Annotated in this window: 18 protein-coding genes; 4 read left to right on the top strand and 14 right to left on the bottom strand. The window is 72.0% G+C overall.

Annotated elements, in window-relative coordinates; all coding sequences use genetic code 11:
- Positions 1-18: 18 nt before the first annotated feature.
- The 14 genes from ACZ3IJ_RS12630 to ACZ3IJ_RS12565 all read right to left on the bottom strand — a co-directional run bounded on the left by ACZ3IJ_RS12630 (position 19) and on the right by ACZ3IJ_RS12565 (position 12,936).
- Positions 19-861, bottom strand: coding sequence for a hypothetical protein (locus ACZ3IJ_RS12630; RefSeq protein WP_467467689.1), 843 nt, complete (start codon positions 859-861; stop codon positions 19-21).
- A 69-nt stretch (positions 862-930) separates the two neighbouring features.
- Positions 931-1,326, bottom strand: a complete 396-nt coding sequence (locus ACZ3IJ_RS12625) for a YccF domain-containing protein (RefSeq protein ID WP_352188335.1) — start codon at positions 1,324-1,326, stop codon at positions 931-933.
- Positions 1,323-2,186 (bottom strand): zinc metalloprotease HtpX, encoded by an 864-nt coding sequence (gene htpX / locus ACZ3IJ_RS12620; RefSeq protein WP_391799014.1) that lies wholly within the window; start codon positions 2,184-2,186, stop codon positions 1,323-1,325. The genes ACZ3IJ_RS12625 and htpX overlap by 4 nt, the downstream gene beginning before the upstream one ends.
- Before the next feature lie 185 nt (positions 2,187-2,371).
- Positions 2,372-2,824 carry an MscL family protein gene (locus tag ACZ3IJ_RS12615; protein WP_467467688.1) on the bottom strand — a complete coding sequence of 151 codons (453 nt, stop codon included), beginning with the start codon at positions 2,822-2,824 and terminating at the stop codon, positions 2,372-2,374.
- Between the two features lie 67 nt (positions 2,825-2,891).
- The gene (locus tag ACZ3IJ_RS12610; RefSeq protein WP_467467687.1) at positions 2,892-4,427 is read right to left on the bottom strand and encodes an NADH-quinone oxidoreductase subunit N; all 1,536 of its coding nucleotides are present in this window, start codon (positions 4,425-4,427) and stop codon (positions 2,892-2,894) included.
- Positions 4,424-5,977 carry a complex I subunit 4 family protein gene (locus tag ACZ3IJ_RS12605; RefSeq protein WP_467468380.1) on the bottom strand — a complete coding sequence of 518 codons (1,554 nt, stop codon included), beginning with the start codon at positions 5,975-5,977 and terminating at the stop codon, positions 4,424-4,426. The genes ACZ3IJ_RS12610 and ACZ3IJ_RS12605 overlap by 4 nt, the downstream gene beginning before the upstream one ends.
- A 27-nt stretch (positions 5,978-6,004) precedes the next feature.
- Positions 6,005-7,990: an NADH-quinone oxidoreductase subunit 5 family protein gene (locus tag ACZ3IJ_RS12600; protein WP_467467686.1), complete on the bottom strand. Its 1,986-nt coding sequence runs from the start codon at positions 7,988-7,990 to the stop codon at positions 6,005-6,007.
- A complete protein-coding gene (gene nuoK / locus ACZ3IJ_RS12595; RefSeq protein ID WP_391799018.1) occupies positions 7,987-8,379 on the bottom strand; it encodes an NADH-quinone oxidoreductase subunit NuoK in 393 nt (130 codons plus the stop codon). Before nuoK ends, ACZ3IJ_RS12600 begins: the two co-directional genes overlap by 4 nt.
- Entirely contained in the window at positions 8,379-8,930 is a 552-nt protein-coding gene (locus ACZ3IJ_RS12590; protein ID WP_467467685.1) for an NADH-quinone oxidoreductase subunit J family protein, read from the bottom strand. The genes nuoK and ACZ3IJ_RS12590 overlap by 1 nt, the downstream gene beginning before the upstream one ends.
- A complete protein-coding gene (locus tag ACZ3IJ_RS12585) occupies positions 8,927-9,532 on the bottom strand; it encodes a NuoI/complex I 23 kDa subunit family protein (RefSeq protein WP_467467684.1) in 606 nt (201 codons plus the stop codon). The genes ACZ3IJ_RS12590 and ACZ3IJ_RS12585 overlap by 4 nt, the downstream gene beginning before the upstream one ends.
- Positions 9,532-10,500: a complex I subunit 1/NuoH family protein gene (locus ACZ3IJ_RS12580; RefSeq protein WP_467467683.1), complete on the bottom strand. Its 969-nt coding sequence runs from the start codon at positions 10,498-10,500 to the stop codon at positions 9,532-9,534. Before ACZ3IJ_RS12580 ends, ACZ3IJ_RS12585 begins: the two co-directional genes overlap by 1 nt.
- Positions 10,497-11,948: an NADH-quinone oxidoreductase subunit C gene (locus ACZ3IJ_RS12575; protein WP_467467682.1), complete on the bottom strand. Its 1,452-nt coding sequence runs from the start codon at positions 11,946-11,948 to the stop codon at positions 10,497-10,499. Before ACZ3IJ_RS12575 ends, ACZ3IJ_RS12580 begins: the two co-directional genes overlap by 4 nt.
- Entirely contained in the window at positions 11,945-12,538 is a 594-nt protein-coding gene (locus ACZ3IJ_RS12570) for an NADH-quinone oxidoreductase subunit B (protein ID WP_391799023.1), read from the bottom strand. Before ACZ3IJ_RS12570 ends, ACZ3IJ_RS12575 begins: the two co-directional genes overlap by 4 nt.
- Positions 12,529-12,936: an NADH-quinone oxidoreductase subunit A gene (locus ACZ3IJ_RS12565; protein ID WP_352188433.1), complete on the bottom strand. Its 408-nt coding sequence runs from the start codon at positions 12,934-12,936 to the stop codon at positions 12,529-12,531. Before ACZ3IJ_RS12565 ends, ACZ3IJ_RS12570 begins: the two co-directional genes overlap by 10 nt.
- Before the next feature lie 175 nt (positions 12,937-13,111).
- Here ACZ3IJ_RS12565 and ACZ3IJ_RS12560 point away from each other — a divergent pair, with 175 nt between their 5' ends.
- The 4 genes from ACZ3IJ_RS12560 to ACZ3IJ_RS12545 form a co-directional block, all read left to right on the top strand.
- Positions 13,112-14,269: a sensor histidine kinase gene (locus tag ACZ3IJ_RS12560; RefSeq protein ID WP_467467681.1), complete on the top strand. Its 1,158-nt coding sequence runs from the start codon at positions 13,112-13,114 to the stop codon at positions 14,267-14,269.
- 295 nt (positions 14,270-14,564) lie between these two features.
- Positions 14,565-15,851 (top strand): sensor histidine kinase, encoded by a 1,287-nt coding sequence (locus tag ACZ3IJ_RS12555; RefSeq protein WP_467467680.1) that lies wholly within the window; start codon positions 14,565-14,567, stop codon positions 15,849-15,851.
- 300 nt (positions 15,852-16,151) lie between these two features.
- On the top strand, positions 16,152-16,811 hold the full coding sequence (locus tag ACZ3IJ_RS12550; protein WP_391799043.1) for a LuxR C-terminal-related transcriptional regulator: 660 nt from the start codon (positions 16,152-16,154) through the stop codon (positions 16,809-16,811).
- Positions 16,812-17,088: 277 nt separating this feature from the next.
- Positions 17,089-18,225, top strand: a 1,137-nt coding sequence (locus tag ACZ3IJ_RS12545; RefSeq protein WP_467467679.1) for a 2-oxoacid:acceptor oxidoreductase family protein, incomplete at its 3' end; no start/stop codon positions are given.

The raw sequence follows: 18,225 nt of genomic DNA, 5'->3' as shown, positions 1-18,225 counted from the left end.
CCGACCGCCCGTCTCCCCTCAGGGCCGGCCGGGGCCGAACGCGAGCCACGCCCCGAGCCAGAGCAGGAGGCCCCCACCGGCCAGGAGCAGCGCCACCTTGCGGATCACCGCCGCGACCGGGGCTTCGTGGGCGGCCCGGTCGGGCCGGCGCGGGTCGTAGACGACGGTGAGGGTGGGTGCCGTACCGGATCCGGAACCTGAGCCTGTGTACGGGCGCGGGACGCCGGCGGCGTCGTTGAAGTAGTACCGGGGACGCGCGTCGTCGCCCCCGACCCGCTCGGCGTCCGTGGTGACGCCGTGCCGGGCGAGACGAGTCCGGCGGAGCACCTCCTCGACGGCGAGGAGGCAGACGGACAGGCCGACGAAGAGCGGGAAGAGTCCGGTGATCACGCCCGGATCGCGCTCGCCGGGGATGTCGTCGGCCCAGGCGGCGTAGCCGGCGTAGGCGAGGGCGATGGCCGCGACGACCGCGATCCGGTACCAGCGGCCGCGGCGGACGGCGGGGCGGGTGACCAGGGCGCCGCCGGCCGGGTCGCGCCGCTCGGGCAGGGCGTCGGCGAGCGCGGCGGCGAAGGAGGCGGACGCGGCCTCGGGGACGCCTTCGACGCGATGGACCTCACCGTCGGTGAGCACGATCTCCAGGGCCGACCCCGGAGCTTCGGCGACGCGGGTCTCGGCGACGGCGGCGAGCGGGATGACGGTGATCCCGTCGGTACGCGAACCGGACCGCGTACCGGTGCGCGTACGGGTGCGCGAACCGGTACGCACACCGGCCCCGCCGTCGGCTCCCGCGAGGGTGAGTGCGCCGGTGCCGAGCGTCAGCGACACCCGGCTGCCTTCGAGTCTCCGTATCGAACCCATGCGCATGATCATGACGGGGCGGGCCGCAGCGGCCTCGGCCGCCCCTTCCCGGTACGCGGGGGGCGGGCGCTAGACGGTGTAGCCGTACGCCTGCTCGGAAGGGACGATCTCCTTGCCCAGCGGCAGCAGCGAGACCGGGATCAGCTTGAAGTTCGCGATGCCCAGCGGGATGCCGATGATCGTGATGCAGAGGACGATGCCGGTGGTGATGTGGCCGAGCGCGAGCCACCAGCCCGCGAGGATCAGCCACAGCACGTTGCCCACGCAGGACGGGGCGCCCGCGTCGTGGCGGTCCACGACGGTGTAGCCGAAGGGCCAGAGGGCGTAGACCCCGATCCGGAACGCGGCGAGTCCGAAGGGGATGCCGATGATCGTGATGCACAGCAGGACGCCGGCCAGCATGTAGCCGAGGAACATCCAGAAGCCGCACAGGATCAGCCAGATGACGTTCAGGATTGTCTTCACGGGCGGTGACCTGCCATCTGTTCGAGTCGGGCGATGCGCTCCGCCATCGGCGGGTGCGTCGAGAACATCTTCGAAACGCCTTTCCCCCCTCCGAAGGGGTTGGCAATCATCATGTGGCTCGCGGTCTCGATCCGCGGCTCGGGCGGCAGCGGGAGCTGCTTCGTGCCGGCGTCGAGCTTGCGCAGCGCGCTGGCCAGGGCCAGCGGGTCGCCCGTGAGCTGGGCACCCGACGCGTCCGCCTGGAACTCACGGGACCGGCTGATGGAGAGCTGGATGACGGAGGCGGCGACCGGGCCGAGGATCATGATCAGGAGCATGCCGAGCAGCCCCGGCCCGTCGTCGTCGCTGGACCGGCCGACCGGGATCAGCCAGGCGAAGTTCACCAGGAACATGACCACGGAGGCCAGCGCGCCGGCTACCGATGAGATCAGGATGTCGCGGTTGTAGACATGGCTCAACTCGTGGCCGATGACCCCGCGCAGCTCGCGCTCGTCGAGGATCGCGAGGATGCCCTCCGTGCAGCAGACGGCCGCGTTCCGCGGGTTCCGTCCGGTGGCGAAGGCGTTGGGCGCCTGGGTGGGCGAGATGTAGAGCCGGGGCATCGGCTGGCGCGCCTGGGTGGAGAGCTCACGCACCATCCGGTAGAGCGCGGGGGCCTCGAACTCGCTCACCGGGCGGGCGCGCATGGCCCGCAGGGCCAGCTTGTCGCTGTTCCAGTAGGCGTACGCGTTGGTGCCGACCGCCACGACGAGCGCGACGATCAGCCCCGTCCGTCCGAAGAAGCTGCCGATGACGATGATGAGGGCCGAGAGCCCTCCGAGGAGTACGGCGGTCCTCAGCCCGTTGTGCCGGCGGTGCACGGTACGCCCTCCAAGTGGTGCGGCAGGGGAACCCTTTGCTCGGTGGCGGTCCTCCCCCGGACTCCGGTCCGGGGGTACCCCATGTCCAGTGGACCCTCCCGTACTGGTCAACGCCAGGCGGAAGGCGCGGGTTCCCCTGCCCTCGCAGGGGGGCGGTGTGAGCCGTACGGGTGATCCGGCGGCGGTCAGCGGGCGGCCGGAAGGCCGGCCTGCACGAGCGCGCCCGCCGCGGGCTCGATCTCGCTGGTGCAGTGGGCGCAGCGGGTGGCGATGGCCGGGATCTCGGAGAAGCAGCGGGGGCAGTCGCGCTTCTCCGCCTTCGCGTCCGCCGCCTCCTTGATGAACCTCGCCTGGACCTTCGCCATGGGGAGGACGATGAGGAAGTAGAGCACGGCGGCGGTGATCATGAACGCGATGGTCGCGGCGATGGCCAGACCGTAGGGGAAGATCGTCTTGCCGACGGTGAACTTCGCCTCGCTGAAGTCACCGACCGAGCCGGTGGCGAGACCGATGAGCGGAGTGATGAACGCCTTGCTGAAGCCGGTCACAACGGCGGTGAACGCCGATCCGACGGCCAGCCCGATGGCCATCGAGATGATGTTGCCGCGGAGTATGAAGTCCTTGAAACCGTTCAGCACGGGTGAAGCTCCTTGGTGCGTTTCTCTGTGTGGGGGCGTGGGAGGGTGACGGGCGGACCTCGGGGGGTCAGAAGAGCGTGGTGGCCGCGAAGCGCAGCGCGAACTGCGGGTAGCCCGACAGCACGACGCCGACGACGGCCGCCAGGACGATCGCCAGGGTGATCGCGGCGGGCCCGCGCGCGTGGGCCGGCTCGCCCGCGCGCCCGCCCGCCGGCTCGTCGACCGATTCTCCCATGGGCTCCCGGAAGAGCAGTCCGGTCCACCGCAGGTAGTAGTAGAGGCCGATGACGACGTTCACGCCCATGACCACGGCGAGCCAGCCGAGGCCCGCGTCGACCGCCGCCGAGAAGACGGTGACCTTGGCGAAGAGGCCGATGACGCCCGGGGGAAGCCCGGCCAGGTTGAGCAGGAAGAAGCCCATCGCGAGCGCGAGCAGCGGACTGGCCGCGTACAGACCGCGGTAGTCGGCGATCCGGTTCTTCGGGTGCGTGCGCGCGACCAGGGCGGCGACCGCGAAGGCACCGAGGTTCACGACGGCGTACATCAGGGCGTACGCGACGGTGGCGCCGATCTGGTCGTCGCTGGAGTACGCGGCGGCGGCGATCGGGACCAGGAGGTAGCCGGCCTGGGCCACCGAGGACCAGGCGAGCAGCCGGACCGCGCTCCACGCGCGCGTGGAGACCTGCCGCAGGGCGCCCACGTTGCCGACCGTCATGGTCAGCGCGGCGAGCACCGCCAGCGCCGGACCCCAGATGTCCGCGTACGAGGGGAAGGCGACGACCGTGACCAGGATCAGGCCGGTGAAGCCGACGGCCTTGCCGACGACCGAGAGGTAGCCGGCGACGGGCAGCGGGGCACCGATGTAGGTCTCGGGGACCCAGAAGTGGAAGGGGACGGCGGCCGTCTTGAAGGCGAAACCGACGAGCGTGAGGGCCACGCCCGCCTGGGCGAGGGTCTGAAGCTGGCCGGGGACGTCGTCGAGGCGCTGGGCGACCTCGGTGAGGTGGAGGGTGCCGGTAGCCCCGTACACGAAGCTGACGCCGAGCAGGGTGACGGCGGTCGCGGTGACCGAGGAGAGGAAGAACTTCAGCGCCGCCTCGCTGGACCGCCGGTCGCCACGGCGCAGACCCACGAGCGCGAAGGCGGGCAGCGAGGCCACTTCGAGGGCGACGACGAGGGTCGCCAGGTCGCGGGAGGCGGGCAGCAGGGCCGCGCCCGCGGCGGAGGAGAGCAGCAGGAACCAGTACTCCCCCGGCGGGAGCTTGTCGCGGGTGTCGGCGAGGGAGAGCAGGGCGGTGAGGAGCGCGCCGCCGAGCACCAGGAACTGGATGACCAGCGTGAACCGGTCGGCGGTGTAGCTGCACGCGGCGGTCGCGGCCGGCTCGGTGGTGAGGCAGAACGTCGAGCGGTCGCCGGCGCGCAGCGGGATGAGCAGCGCCATCGCGGCGGCGAGTCCGCCGATCGCGGTCCAGCCGAGGAGCTGCTTGTGCCGCTCGGGTACGAAGAGGTCCGCGACCAGCACGGCCAGGGCGACCAGGGCGGTGAGGGTGGGCGGCGCGATCGCGAGCCAGTCGACGGACTGGACGAGGGTCGTGGGGGTCACGAGTTTCCTCCCGCGAGGAGCTGCTGCACGGCCGGGTCGGTGAGGCCGAGGAGAACCGCGGGCCACAGTCCGGCGAGGACGGTGAGGGCGACGAGCGGGGTCCACGCGGCGAACTCGTACCCCTGGACGTCGGCGATCGTGCCCTCCCCGCTCGGGCGGGGGCCGCCCATGCAGACCCGGCGGACGACGACGAGGAGGTACGCGGCCGTGAGGAGGGTGCCGAAGGCGCCGATCGCCATGAAGGTGAGGAACGCGGGGCGGCTGAGGCCCGCGGCCGGTTCGAAGGCGGCGAACAGGGCCAGCATCTCGCCCCAGAAGCCGGCCAGGCCGGGCAGTCCGAGGGAGGCGACGGCGGCGAAGGCGAGCAGCCCGCCCAGGCGCGGGGCCCGGCCGTAGAGGGCCGCGCCGGTGGCGCCGGCGAGGGTGTCGAGGTCGGCGGTCCCGTACCGGTCCTTCAACGCGCCGACGAGGAAGAACAGCAGGCCGGTGATGAGCCCGTGGGCGATGTTGGCGAAGAGCGCGCCGTTGACGCCGGTGGGGGTCATCGTCGCGATGCCGAGGAGCACGAAGCCCATATGGCCGACGGAGGAGTACGCGATCAGGCGCTTGAGGTCGCCGTTGGTGCCGGGGCGCGTGAGGGCGAGGCAGGCGAGGGACCCGTAGACGATGCCGACGACGGCGAAGGCGGCGAGGTAGGGGGCGAAGGTCCGCATGCCGTCGGGGGTGATCGGCAGGAGGATCCGTACGAACCCGTACGTGCCCATCTTCAGCAGCACGCCGGCGAGGAGGACCGAGCCGACCGTGGGGGCGGCGGTGTGGGCGTCCGGCAGCCAGCTGTGCAGCGGCCACATCGGGGTCTTCACCGCGAGCCCGACGCCGATCGCGAGAACGGCGATGACCTGCACGGACATGGTCAGTCCACGGCCGTTGTCAGTGGCGAGCGCCACCATGTCGAACGTGCCCGCCTTCAGTCCCACGAGGAGCAGGCCGAGCAGCATGACGACGGATCCGAGCAGCGTGTAGAGGATGAACTTCCATGCGGCGGCCTGCCTTCCGGCACCGCCCCAGCGGGCGATGAGGAAGTACATCGGGATGAGGACCATCTCGAAGGCCAGGAAGAACAGGATCAGGTCGAGGACGGCGAAGGTCGCGAGGGTGCCGGACTCGAGGACGAGGAGGAGCGCCACGAAGCCCTTGGGGGAAGGGCCGCTCGGCATCTTGAAGTAGCTGTAGAGCGCGCAGAGGAAGGTCAGCAGCGCGGTCATGACCAGGAGGGGGAGGGAGATGCCGTCGACACCGAGGTGGAGGCGTACGTCGAGTGCCGGGATCCACGGCACGTCCGTGCTCGCCTGGATCCTCGACGGGTTGTCGTGGTCGAAGCCGAGCGTGAGGACGATCGCGGCGGCGAGGACGGCTCCGGTGACGATCACGCCGTGGCGCAGCACGGCCTGGTCGGGTGACGTCCCCTTCAGCCCGGGCGGGGGCGGCAGGAGAGCGGCGACGGCGCCGACGAGCGGTCCGGCGACGATCAACGCGAGAAGGAACTGCATCACGGATTCGCTGATATCGATCACGTCTCACGCTCCCGCGACGGCGACGAGTACGGCGGCGATCGCCAGGACGACGGAGCCGGCGAGCAGGGCGCTCAGGTAGGTCTGCACGTTGCCGGTCTGGGCGCGGCGGACGAGCCAGCCGAGCCATCGGGTGCCGGTGCCCGCGCCCCGCACGTACGTGTCGACGACCTCGCGGTCCAGGAAGCGGACCAGGGAGGCGGCGGCGAGGACGGGGCGGACGAACACGGCGCTGTAGAGGGCGTCGACGTGGAAGCCCGCGGCCGCGGGGCGGTGCAGCGGGCCGAGCAGGGCGCGGCCGGGGTCGGCCGGGTCCTCGGCGGGGTGCGGCAGGTGCAGGGCCTCCGCCTCGACCGTGCCGGCCTCGGCGTCGGGGTGGGCGACGTGCGCGGCGGCGGGTGTCCTGACGGGGGAGGCGGCCGCCTTCGCGGCGAGCGTGCGCCAGACGGCGTAGGTGACGGCCGCGCCGATCACGGCGATGCCGGTGCCGAGGACGGCGGTGGTGACGGTCGGGGAGAGCGCGTGCCCGTCGAACCAGTCGTCGAGGTACGTGACGCTCAGACCGAAACCGAGGGAGGGGATGGCCAGCACCCAGAGGACGGAGGTCATGGCGATCGGCTGGCGTCCGTGGTCCGGGGCCTCGGCGCCGCGGCCCCGGAAGGCGAGCAGCCAGAGCCGGGTCGCGTAGGCGGCCGTGAGGAGGGCGGTGAGCAGGCCCGCCACGAGGACGGTCCAGCCGGCCCCGGCGGGTGCGACGGTCCGGTCGCCGAGGGCGGTGTGCTCGGCGGCCACGAGGACGGCTTCCTTGGAGAAGAAGCCGGCGAACGGCGGCAGGGCGGCGAGCGCGAGGAGGGCGACGGTCATCGTCCAGAACGCGTCGGGGACCCGCTTCGTCAGGCCGCTCATCCGGGACATCGCGGAGAGCGAGTTCGTACCGGCGGCGTGGATGATCGTGCCGGCGGCGAGGAAGAGGAGCGCCTTGAACGCGCCGTGGGACATGAGGTGGAAGACGGCCGCGCCGCGGTCGCCGACGGCCAGGGCACCGGCCATGTAGCCGAGCTGACCGATCGTCGAGTAGGCGAGGACGCGCTTGATGTCGTCCTGGGCGAGCGCGGCGAGCCCCGAGCCGACCATCGTGACGGCGGCCATCACGGCGAGCACGGTCAGCGCGGCCGCGGACGACGCGAAGACGGGCAGCAGGCGGGCCACGAAGTAGATGCCGGCGGCGACCATCGTCGCCGCGTGGATGAGCGCGGAGACGGGCGTGGGGCCGGCCATCGCGTCGGGGAGCCAGGTGTGCAGCGGGAACTGCGCCGACTTGCCCGCCACACCGGCGAGCAGCAGCAGCGCGACGAGGGTGGGGTGGTCCAGCCCCCCGGCCGCGACGGCACCGAGGATCCCGTCGATCCGGAACGTGCCCGCGTCCGTGGCGAGCGCGAAGAGGCCGATCAGGAAGGGGACGTCACCGAGCTTGGTGACGAGGAAGGCCTTGAGGGAGGCGGCCCGCGCCTCGGGGGTCTCCCAGTAGTGGCCGACGAGGAAATACGAGCAGATGCCCATGATCTCCCAGCCGACCAGGAGCACCATCAGGTCGCCGGAGTAGACGACGAGCAGCATCGCGGAGGTGAAGAGGGAGACGAGCGCCGCGTACGAGGGGTAGCGCGGGTCGTCGCGGAGATAGCCGGTCGAGTAGATCTGCACGCAGGTGGCGACCACCCCGACGACCACGGCGACGAGGGCGGCGAAGCCGTCGATGTACAGCGCCAGGTCGATGGGGACCGAGCCGGTGGGGGTGAGCTGGGTGGAGGCCTCGATCGTCGGCCCGCCGCCCTGCCGGACGGCGACCACGGCGGCCAGCGCGGCGGCGAGGAGCGCCGGGAGCACGGCGAGGGGGCGGACGAAGCCGGGGGCCTTCCTGCCGAGGAGCAGACCGGCTACGGAGCCGAGGAAGGGAAGGAGGGGGACGAGGACGGCGAGGGTCGTGGTGGTCACGCGGTGGCCTCGGCCTTCTCGTCGGTCCCGGTGGTCCGGGGCTCGGCGTCGTCGGTCGCCGCGCCGTCGGTCCCCGCGCCGTGGGGCTCGGCGTTGTCGCGCATGCGGTCGACGTCCGAGGTGCCGCGGTTGCGGTAGACCATCAGGACGATCGCGAGACCGATGCCGATCTCCGCGGCGGCGATGGCGATGGTGAAGAGGGTGAGCGCCTGCCCGGCGTGCAGGGTGTCGCGGAGCCAGACGTCGAACGCGACCAGGTTGAGGTTGACGGCGTTGAGCATCAGCTCGACGGACATCAGGACCAGGATCGCGTTGCGGCGGGCGAGGACGCCGTACAGGCCGACGCAGAAGAGCAGGGCGGCGAGGACGGCGGGGTAGGCGAGATGCATCAGTCCCGGGCCTCCTTGGCGTTCTTGCGGGACAGGACGATCGCGCCGACCAGCGCGGCGAGCAGCAGGACGGAGAGCGCCTCGAAGGGCAGCACCCAGTGCCGGAAGAGGATCTCGCCGGACACCTCGGTGGAGCCCTGGGCGGGGCCGTCGAGCTCGATCCAGGTCTGACGGAACGCGTCGACGACCACCCAGACGAGCGCCGCGGCCGCGGCGAGCGCGACCGCGAGGGCGACCGGGCGGTTGCCCGAGTCGGCGTCCGGGGAGCGGCCGATGGGGGCCTTGGTGAGCATGAGCCCGAAGAGGAGGAGGACGACGACGGAGCCGACGTAGATCAGCACCTGGACCCAGGCGATGAACTCCGCGGTGAGCAGGAGGTACTCGACGGCGAGCCCGCCGAGCGCCACGACCAGCCAGAGCGCGGCGTGCACGAGTTGGCGGGTGGTGACGCTCACGACGGCGGCGCCGAGGGTCACGAGACCGACGAGGAGGAAGGCGATCTCGACGCCGGAGGGCGAGAGGAAGCCGGGGTGGGAGGCGGCGAGGTTCACTGCTGGTCCCCCTCGGCCTGGTCTCCTTCGGCCTGGGCCTGCGCCTGGGCTTCGGCCTGGGCCTGTGCCTGGGCGGCGGCTGCCGCGGTGGCGGCCTTCTCCACGGCCTTGCGCGCCGCGGCGATCTCCTTCGGCTCCTCCGCGCCCGGGTCGAGCGCGGGCGGTTCGGGGACCGTCCACATCCACTCGCGGAGCTTGTCGCGCTCGTGGGTGAGTTCGTGGATGTCCGTCTCCGCGTACTCGAACTCGGGCGACCAGAACAGTGCGTCGAACGGGCAGACCTCGATGCAGATACCGCAGTACATGCAGAGGGCGAAGTCGATGGCGAAGCGGTCGAGGACGTTGCGGGAGCGCTCACGGCCGCCGGGAGTGGCGGCGGGCACCGTCTCCTTGTGGGAGTCGATGTAGATGCACCAGTCGGGGCACTCTCGGGCGCAGAGCATGCAGACGGTGCAGTTCTCCTCGAAGAGCCCGATGACACCGCGGGTGCGCGGCGGGAGTTCGGGCTGCTTGTCCGGGTACTGCGCGGTGACGGTCTTCTTCGTCATCGTGCGGAGGGTGACGGCGAGGCCCTTGGCGAGGCCGGATCCGGGAATGGGCATTACTGGATCGCCACCTTCACGATGCCGGTGAGCGCGATCTGCGCGAGGGCGAGCGGGACGAGGGTGGTCCAGGCGAGCTTCTGCAGCTGGTCCTCGCGGAGCCGGGGGTAGCTGACGCGGAGCCAGATGACGACGAAGGCGAGGACCGCGGTCTTGAGCAGGGTCCAGACCCAGCCGAGGCCGTCGGCGCCGAAGGGGCCGTGCCAGCCGCCGAGGAAGAGGACGGTGGTGAGCCCGCAGAGGACGACGATGCCGGCGTACTCGGCGAGCAGGAAGAGCGCGAAGCGGAGGCCGGTGTACTCGGTGTACGCGCCGAAGATGATCTCGGAGTCGGCGACGGGCATGTCGAACGGCGGGCGCTGGAGCTCGGCGAGGCCGGCGACGAAGAAGACGATCGCGCCGACGATCTGCCAGGGCAGCCACCACCACTCGAAGGCGTTGAGGATGCCGGGGAGGGAGACGGTGCCGGCGGCCATCGCGACGGAGGCGGCGGCGAGGAGCATCGGGAGCTCGTAGGCGAGCAGCTGCGCGGCGGTGCGGAGGCCGCCGAGCAGGGAGAACTTGTTGGCGGACGCCCAGCCCGCCATGAGGCTGCCGAGGACGCCGACGCCCATGACGGCCAGGACGAAGAAGATGCCGGCGTCGACGACCTCCCCGACGGCGCCCTCGCCCGGGCCGATGGGGATGGCCACGAGGACGAGGAGGTACGGGAGGAGGGCGACGGCGGGGGCGAGCTGGAAGACGCGGCGGTCGGCGTCGGCCGGGACCACGTCCTCCTTCTGCGCGAACTTGACCCCGTCGGCGACGAGCTGGGCCCACCCGTGGAAACCACCGGCGTACATGGGCCCGAGGCGGCCCTGCATATGGGCCATGACCTTGTGCTCGGTCTGCCCGATGACGAGGGGCAGCACGAGGAACACGGCGAAGACGACGAGCAGCCGCAGGGCGACGTCGAGTGCGTCGTTCACGCGGATTCGCCTCCGTCGGGGGTGGTGGGATGGTCGGTACGTCCGGCTTCCGCCTCGGGCGCAGGCTCCGCCTCGGAGTCCTGTCCCGCCTCCGGCGCGGGCGCGCCTTCGTGCGCGGGTCCGGCCTCGGGCCCGGGGGCGGGTCCGCGTTCGGGGGCAGGGCCGGTAGCCGGGGTCGCTCCGGGGGCCGCATCGGCCTCCGGAGCGGGTGCGGCTTCCGGCGCAGGCCGGGCTCCGGGCTCGGGTTCCGCCGCGGGCGCAGGCCCGGACTCGGGCGCAGGCCCGGACTCGGGCGCAGGCCCGGACTCGGGGGCCTGTCCAGCCTCCGGCGCGGTTCCGCCTTCGGGCGCGGGCCCGGCCTTCGGGTCGGGACCGGACTCCGGAGCCGGGTCCGCCTTCGGCTCGGACTCCGCCTCGGAGGCCGGGGCCCGTTCGGGTGCCGGGGGCTTCGTCGTTTCCGGGTCGAAGGCCGGGCGGGCGTGGTGCCAGGGGGCGTCCGAGCTTCGGGGGCGCGACGGCGCCGGGGGCGGAGCCGCCTGGCTCGCCGAACCCTCGGCCGCGCTGCGGGCGCGCCTCGCCGGGCGCTCCGGGGCGTCCGCAGCCTCCTGCCGGGGTGCCGAGTCCTCGGCCGCCTGGCTCGCCGAGCCTTCGGAGGCGCTCCTCGTGCGCCTCGGCGGACGTGCCTCCACGGCTTCCGTCTGGCTCGCCGAGCCTTCCGACACGCTCCGCGTGCGCCTCGGCGGGCGCGCGGGGGCCTCCGCCGCTTCCGGCTGGGTCGCCGAGCCCTCCGCCGTCGTGCGCGTACGGCGCGCGGGGCGGTCGCCCGCGGCCGCCGCGCCTCGGGCGGGGCGGGCCGGAGCGGGCGGGAGCTGGCCCTTCATCGGGCCCCAGTCGTTGGGGTCGGGAACGCCCGGCGGCAGCATCTGACGCCGCTTCGGCCCGCCGTGCTCCGACTCGCCCGGCTCCTTCGCCCCCGGCCACGCCTTCACGACCCGCGCCGCAAGGACGAAGTCCTTCCGCAGCGGGTGACCCTCGAAGTTCTCCGGCAGGAGCAGCGGTACGAGGTTCGGGTGGTCCGTGAACTCGACGCCGAACATCTCGTGCGTCTCCCGCTCGTGCCACTCCGCACCCGCGTACACGGGAACGGCCGTCGCCAGCACCGGAGACTCGTGGCTCACCGTCGTCCGCACCAGCAGCCGGCGCACCGCGCCGCCCTCCAGCGCGACCACGTGCGCGCACACCCGGAAGCCGACGCCCGGCTCGTCCACCGCGCTCAGCCAGTCGAAGTACGTGCAGCCCAGCTTGTCCCGCGCGATCTCCAGCGCGGCGATCCACGAGCCGACCGGGACGTCCACCGTCAGCAGGTCGTACGCCCGCAGAGCGGTCGCCTCATCGCCGAAGACCTCGGTCACGGCCTCCGGGAGGGAGTCGTACGCGTTCGCGTTCACTTCGCCTCACCGCCCGGCTTCGGCGGCGTCACCAGACCGCTCGTCAGCTGCCCGACGGACGGGCCCGAGTAGCGCGCCGCCAGCGACTCGCGCGCGATCTTCTCCTGGAGCTTGAGGATCCCCTGCAGCAGCGCCTCGGGGCGCGGCGGGCAGCCCGGCACGTAGACGTCGACGGGGATGATCTGGTCGACGCCCTTCGTCACCGAGTACGAGTCCCAGTACGGGCCGCCGCAGTTCGAGCAGGCGCCGAAGGAGATGACGTACTTGGGCTCCGGCATCTGCTCGTACAGCCGCTTCACCGCCGGCGCCATCTTGTCCGTCACCGTGCCCGAGACGATCATCAGGTCGGCCTGGCGCGGCCCCGGCGCGAAGGGGATCACGCCGAGCCGGATGAAGTCGTGGCGGGCCATCGACGCGGCGATGAACTCGATCGCGCAGCAGGCGAGGCCGAAGTTGAAGACCCAGAGGCTGTAGCGGCGGCCCCAGTTCAGGACCACCTTCATCGGCTCGGGCGCCAGCCGCGCGAGCGGGCCGAGCTTGGGAGCCGGCAGCGGCGTCGGATCCGGCAGCGGGGTCGGGGTCACGTCCATGTCAGGACGCCCTTCTTGTACGCGTAGAGCAGTCCCACGGCCAGGAAGCCGAGGAAGATGAACATCTCGACCAGCGTCGTCCCGCCGTAACCGGGCGCGGCGAACACCGTCGCCCACGGGAAGAGGAAGATCGAGTCGACGGCGAAGATCACGTAGAGGAACGCGTACACGTAGTAGCGGACCTGGGTGTGCGCCCAGCCCTCCCCCACCGGGTCCACACCGCACTCGTACGTCAGCAGCTTCTCCGGCGTCGGCACGACGGGCCTCAGCAGCCGGCCCGCGCCGAACGCGACGGCCACGAAGAGCACGCCGACGACGGCGAGCAGGCCGACGACGGAGTACGACTGGAAGTAGTCCGCCGCGAGTCCGTGTCCCGCCCGTACGGTCGGATCCGGCACGTCCACCCCTCGCTCCCTTGCCCGTTTCGGCGATCGTCTGTACGCACGGGAGTCTAGGCCCTGCTAAAGACGCCGTAAGCGGTCGTGTCACAGAGTGAGCGGTGGGGATATCCCTACTCCCCTTCACCGACGTACCCCATGGCGTGCCGAGCCCCCCGACCGGCACGCTTGCCCCATGAACGTCGACACCGAGACCCCGCTGCCGCCCGTGCGCTTCGCCTACGGCCGGCACACCTGGAAGGAGATCTCCTTCCTCCTCACCGATCTGTTCGCCGCCGTGGCCGGGTTCGTGTACGTGGTGGTGGCGGTCGCCGTCGGTGTGGGCCTGGCCGTCACGGTGGTCGGCCTGCCGCTGCTGGCCCTCGGCCTCGCCGGGGCGCGCGGCCTGGGCCGGGCGGAGCGGAGGAGGGCCCGGGCGCTGCTCGGTGTACGGGTGGACGAGCCCAGCCCGCTTCCTCGCCGGCACGGCTTCTTTCCCTGGCTGTGGACGGCGCTGAAGGACCCGGTGGCCTGGCGGACGATGCTGTACGGCTTCATCCGGCTGCCGTGGGGCATCGTGACCTTCGCCGTCACCCTCGTCTCGCTGATCGTGCTCTGGCCCCTGCTGCCGTTCGTGGCCCGCGGTCTTTCGACCGCCGACCGGGCCATGGTCCGCGGTCTGCTGTCGCCCTCGGACGAGCTGGAACGGCGGATCGCCGAGCTGGAGTCGGACCGGGGCGTGGTCGTCGACACCGCCGCCGCCGATCTGCGCCGGATCGAACGCGATCTGCACGACGGCGCACAGGCCCGGCTCGTCGCCCTGGCGATGGGGCTCGGTCTGGCGAAGGAGAAGCTCCTGGAGGACCCGGAGGCGGCGGCCGCGATGGTCGACGAGGCGCACGGCGAGGTGAAGCTCGCGCTGCAGGAGCTGCGCGACCTGGCCCGGGGCATCCACCCGGCCGTCCTGACCGACCGCGGCCTGGACGCCGCGCTCTCGTCGATCGCCGCGCGCTGCACGGTCCCGGTGAAGGTGACGGTCGACCTGACCGAGCGGCCGGCCGAGGCGATCGAGGGCATCGCGTACTTCACCGTGTCCGAGCTGCTCCAGAACGTCTCCAAGCACGCCCGTGCGCGGTCCGCCTCCGTGGAGGTGTGGCGGCGCGAGGACCGGCTGCTGCTCCAGGTACGGGACGACGGGCAGGGCGGCGCCCGGCTGGACGGCGGCACGGGGATGGCGGGGCTGGCGGAACGGCTGGGGGCGGTCGACGGTCTGTTCGTCCTCGACTCGCCGGAGGGCGGCCCGACGACGGTCACGGCAGAACTGCCGTGGCGCGCCCGCCCGCTCCCCGCGTAGCCGGGGCGGGGGCGGGGCGGGGGCGGGGCGGGCTGCGCCCTCGGGGTCCGCGACCGCCGGACCGCGTACGCCGACGGGCCGCCGAAGTCTGCACCCCGTGCGCCTCACCACGGCCCCCGTATGCCTCCCGCGCGCTCGAGGGGCCGCCCCGTCGCCCCTCGAGGTAGGGAAATCCCCCCTCCGGAGACGCCCACCTCCCTCATGGTCCGGCGCGCGTCCACACGGAAACCTTGAGTCGTACTCCTCCCCCCACTTTCCACTCCCCTCCTTTCCCCGAGCAGAACGGACAACAGCGATGGCCTCCCACCGCCTCCCCGCCGCGATCCGCGCGCCGTTCGAGGCCCGCACCTGGCGCGAGTTCGGTTATCTGGTGCTCGGGCTGCCGCTGAGCTGCGTCTACTTCGCGCTCTCCATCGCCCTGGTCTCGGCCGGCGCCGGGCTCCTCGTCACCTTCCTCGGCATCCCCGTCCTCGCGGGCGCCCTCGCCCTGTGCCGCGGCTTCGGCTCGGTGGAGCGAGCCCGGGCGCGCGGACTGCTCGGGCTGGAGGTCGCACCGCCGGAGCCCGCCAGGGGCCGTACCGGCGGGGCGATGTCGTGGATGGGGGCGACGCTGAAGAGCGGCGCGTCCTGGCGCCACCTCCTCTACGCGCTCCTGCACATGCCGTGGGCGATCTTCGCCTTCACGGTCTCGGTGACCGTCTGGGTGACGGGCTGGGCCCTGTTCACGTACCCCCTCTGGCAGTGGGTCTTCCCGATGTACGCCGGGCAGGACGGCCTCCAGCTGTACGGCGACCGGACGCACGCCTTCTATCTGGACTCCCCCTTCGAGATCGCCGTCACCAGCGCCATCGGGCTGCTCACCGTGCTCGCCGGGCCGTGGATCATCCGGTCGCTGGCCGCCGTGGACCGGCTGATGGTCTCCGGGCTGCTCGGTCCTTCGCGGCTCGCGACGCGCGTCACGGAGCTGGAGACGGACCGGGGCGTGGTCGTCGACACCGCCGCCGCCGATCTGCGCCGGATCGAACGCGATCTGCACGACGGCGCACAGGCCCGGCTCGTCGCCCTCGCCATGGATCTGGGCCTGGCCAAGGAGAAGCTGGCGGAGGACCCGCAGGCCGCGGCCCGCATGGTGGACGAGGCACACGGCGAGGTGAAGACGGCGCTGCAGGAGCTGCGCGACCTTGCCCGCGGCATCCACCCGGCCGTCCTGACCGACCGCGGTCTCGACGCGGCCCTGTCGGCGGTCGCCGCGCGGTGCACCGTGCCGGTCTCCGTCGAGGTGGACCTCCCGGCCCGGCCGGTGCCGGCGATCGAGGGCATCGCGTACTTCACCGTGTCCGAGCTGCTCCAGAACGTGTCCAAGCACTCCGGGGCCCGGCAGGCGTGGGTGGACGTGTGGCGGTCGGGCGACCGGATGCTGCTCCAGGTGCGGGACGACGGGCGCGGCGGCGCGGACACGGGCGCGGGCCGGGGGCTGGCCGGGCTCACCGAGCGGTTGGACGCCGTCGACGGGATCCTCGCCGTGGACTCGCCCGCGGGCGGCCCGACGACGATCACGGCGGAACTCCCCTGGCGTGCGTAGTCAGGTGCCTGAGCCCTTCCCCGCCCGGCAGGTGCCTGAGCCTGCCCGGCCCGGCAGGTGCATGAGCCCTTCCCGGCCCGGCAGGTGCATGAGCCCTGCCCGGCCCGCACGGCGCTCCCACGTCCGTACGGCCCTCTCAAGCCCCGCACAAAGATCACGCCACACAGGGTCGCCTCATGACACGCCCCTGACACACCTGAACCCGACCCCGCCCCGTCGCGTCCCTCTTACTGCGATGCTGGGAGGCATCGAACATCGGAACATGGGGGCTTCAGAGTCGTGGAAGACGTGGCGGACAGAGTGCGCGTGGTCATCGCCGAGGATTCAGTGCTGCTCCGAGAGGGCCTGACCCGGCTGCTGACCGACCGGGGGCACGAGGTCGTCGCCGGGGTGGGCGACGGAGAAGCCCTGGTCAAGACCGTCGCCGGTCTCGCGGGCGACGGCGAGCTGCCCGACGTGGTCGTGGCCGACGTCCGGATGCCCCCGACCCACACGGACGAGGGCGTGCGGGCCGCGGTGCGCCTGCGCAAGGAGTACCCCGGGGTGGGGGTCCTGGTCCTTTCGCAGTACGTGGAGGAGCAGTACGCCACCGAACTCCTGGCCGGATCCAGCCGGGGCGTGGGCTATCTCCTCAAGGACCGGGTCGCCGAGGTCCGCGAGTTCGTGGACGCCGTCGTCCGGGTGGCCCGGGGCGGTACGGCCCTGGACCCGGAGGTCGTGCAGCAGCTGCTCGGCCGGAGCCGCAAGCAGGACGTCCTGGCGAACCTGACCCCGCGCGAACGCGAGGTCCTGGGCCTGATGGCCGAGGGGCGGACCAACTCCGCGATCGCGAAACAGCTGGTCGTGAGCGACGGCGCCGTGGAGAAGCACATCAGCAACATCTTCCTGAAGCTGGGCCTGTCCCCGAGCGACGGCGATCATCGCCGGGTGCTCGCGGTGTTGACCTACCTGAATTCCTGACAATCTGACACTCTGTCAGATATGGCGGGCCGGGGTCGGGACCCGGGACCGAAGAACGAACGGAATGCGACTTTCCGGAAAGATCTGGGGGGCGACAGAACGTGACGATTCATAGCAAACAGGCATCTCAAAACGAGGTCCATGATGCGAGAAGTCCCGGGGAGGGCCACCTCGCCGTCGTAGGGTGGGCCACGGGGACGGCCGGTTCGCCGACCGCCCCGCGAGCCTTCTCCCGCCTGTGGCGGAGAGACCCTTGCCGCGAGGGAGGTCCAGTTCAGTGACCAGCCAGGTCAGTAGCGAGGCCGGCGAGGCCCTGGTCGGGGAGCAGCGCAGCGCCGCCCCGACGGCGCCCCGCCACGGCGACGATAAGGAAGTCCGTCGGCTCGATCGGGTGATCATCCGGTTCGCGGGTGATTCGGGTGACGGTATGCAGCTCACGGGTGACCGGTTCACCTCGGAGACGGCGTCGTTCGGGAACGATCTGTCGACGCTGCCGAACTTCCCGGCTGAGATCCGGGCTCCTGCGGGGACGCTGCCGGGTGTGTCGTCGTTCCAGTTGCATTTCGCCGACCATGACATTCTGACGCCGGGGGATGCCCCGAACGTGCTGGTCGCGATGAACCCGGCCGCGTTGAAGGCGAACATCGGTGATGTGCCGCGGGGCGGTGAGGTCATCGTGAACACGGACGAGTTCGCGAAGCGGGCGATGGCGAAGGTCGGGTATGACACGTCGCCGCTGGAGGACGGTTCGCTGGACGGTTACCGGGTGCATCCGGTGCCGTTGACGACGCTGACGATCGAGGCGCTGAAGGAGTTCGGCCTGTCGCGGAAGGAGGCCGAGCGGTCGAAGAACATGTTCGCGCTCGGGCTTCTGTCGTGGATGTATCACCGGCCGACGGAGGGCACGGAGGTGTTCCTGCGGCAAAAGTTCGCGAAGAAGCCGCAGATCGCCGAGGCGAACGTGGCGGCGTTCCGGGCGGGCTGGAACTTCGGTGAGACGACGGAGGACTTCGCCGTCTCCTACGAGGTGGCTCCGGCGACGACGGCGTTCCCGGCGGGCACGTACCGCAACATCTCCGGGAACCTGGCCCTGTCCTACGGTCTGATCGCCGCGGCCCGCCAGGCGGATCTGCCGCTCTACCTGGGCTCTTATCCGATCACTCCGGCCTCCGACATCCTCCACGAGCTGTCGCGGCACAAGAATTTCGGTGTGCGCACGTTCCAGGCGGAGGACGAGATCGCCGGGATCGGGGCGGCGCTGGGGGCGGCGTTCGGCGGTTCGCTGGCGGTGACGACCACCTCGGGGCCGGGGGTGGCTTTGAAGTCGGAGACGATCGGGCTGGCGGTGTCGCTGGAGCTGCCGCTGCTGATCGTGGACATCCAGCGCGGCGGCCCGTCGACGGGGCTGCCGACG

This window comes from Streptomyces sp. NPDC013317 (genome assembly GCF_055563155.1).
The sequence above is the reverse complement of the archived record's forward strand: the minus strand, read 5'-3'. Positions and strand labels throughout refer to the sequence as shown.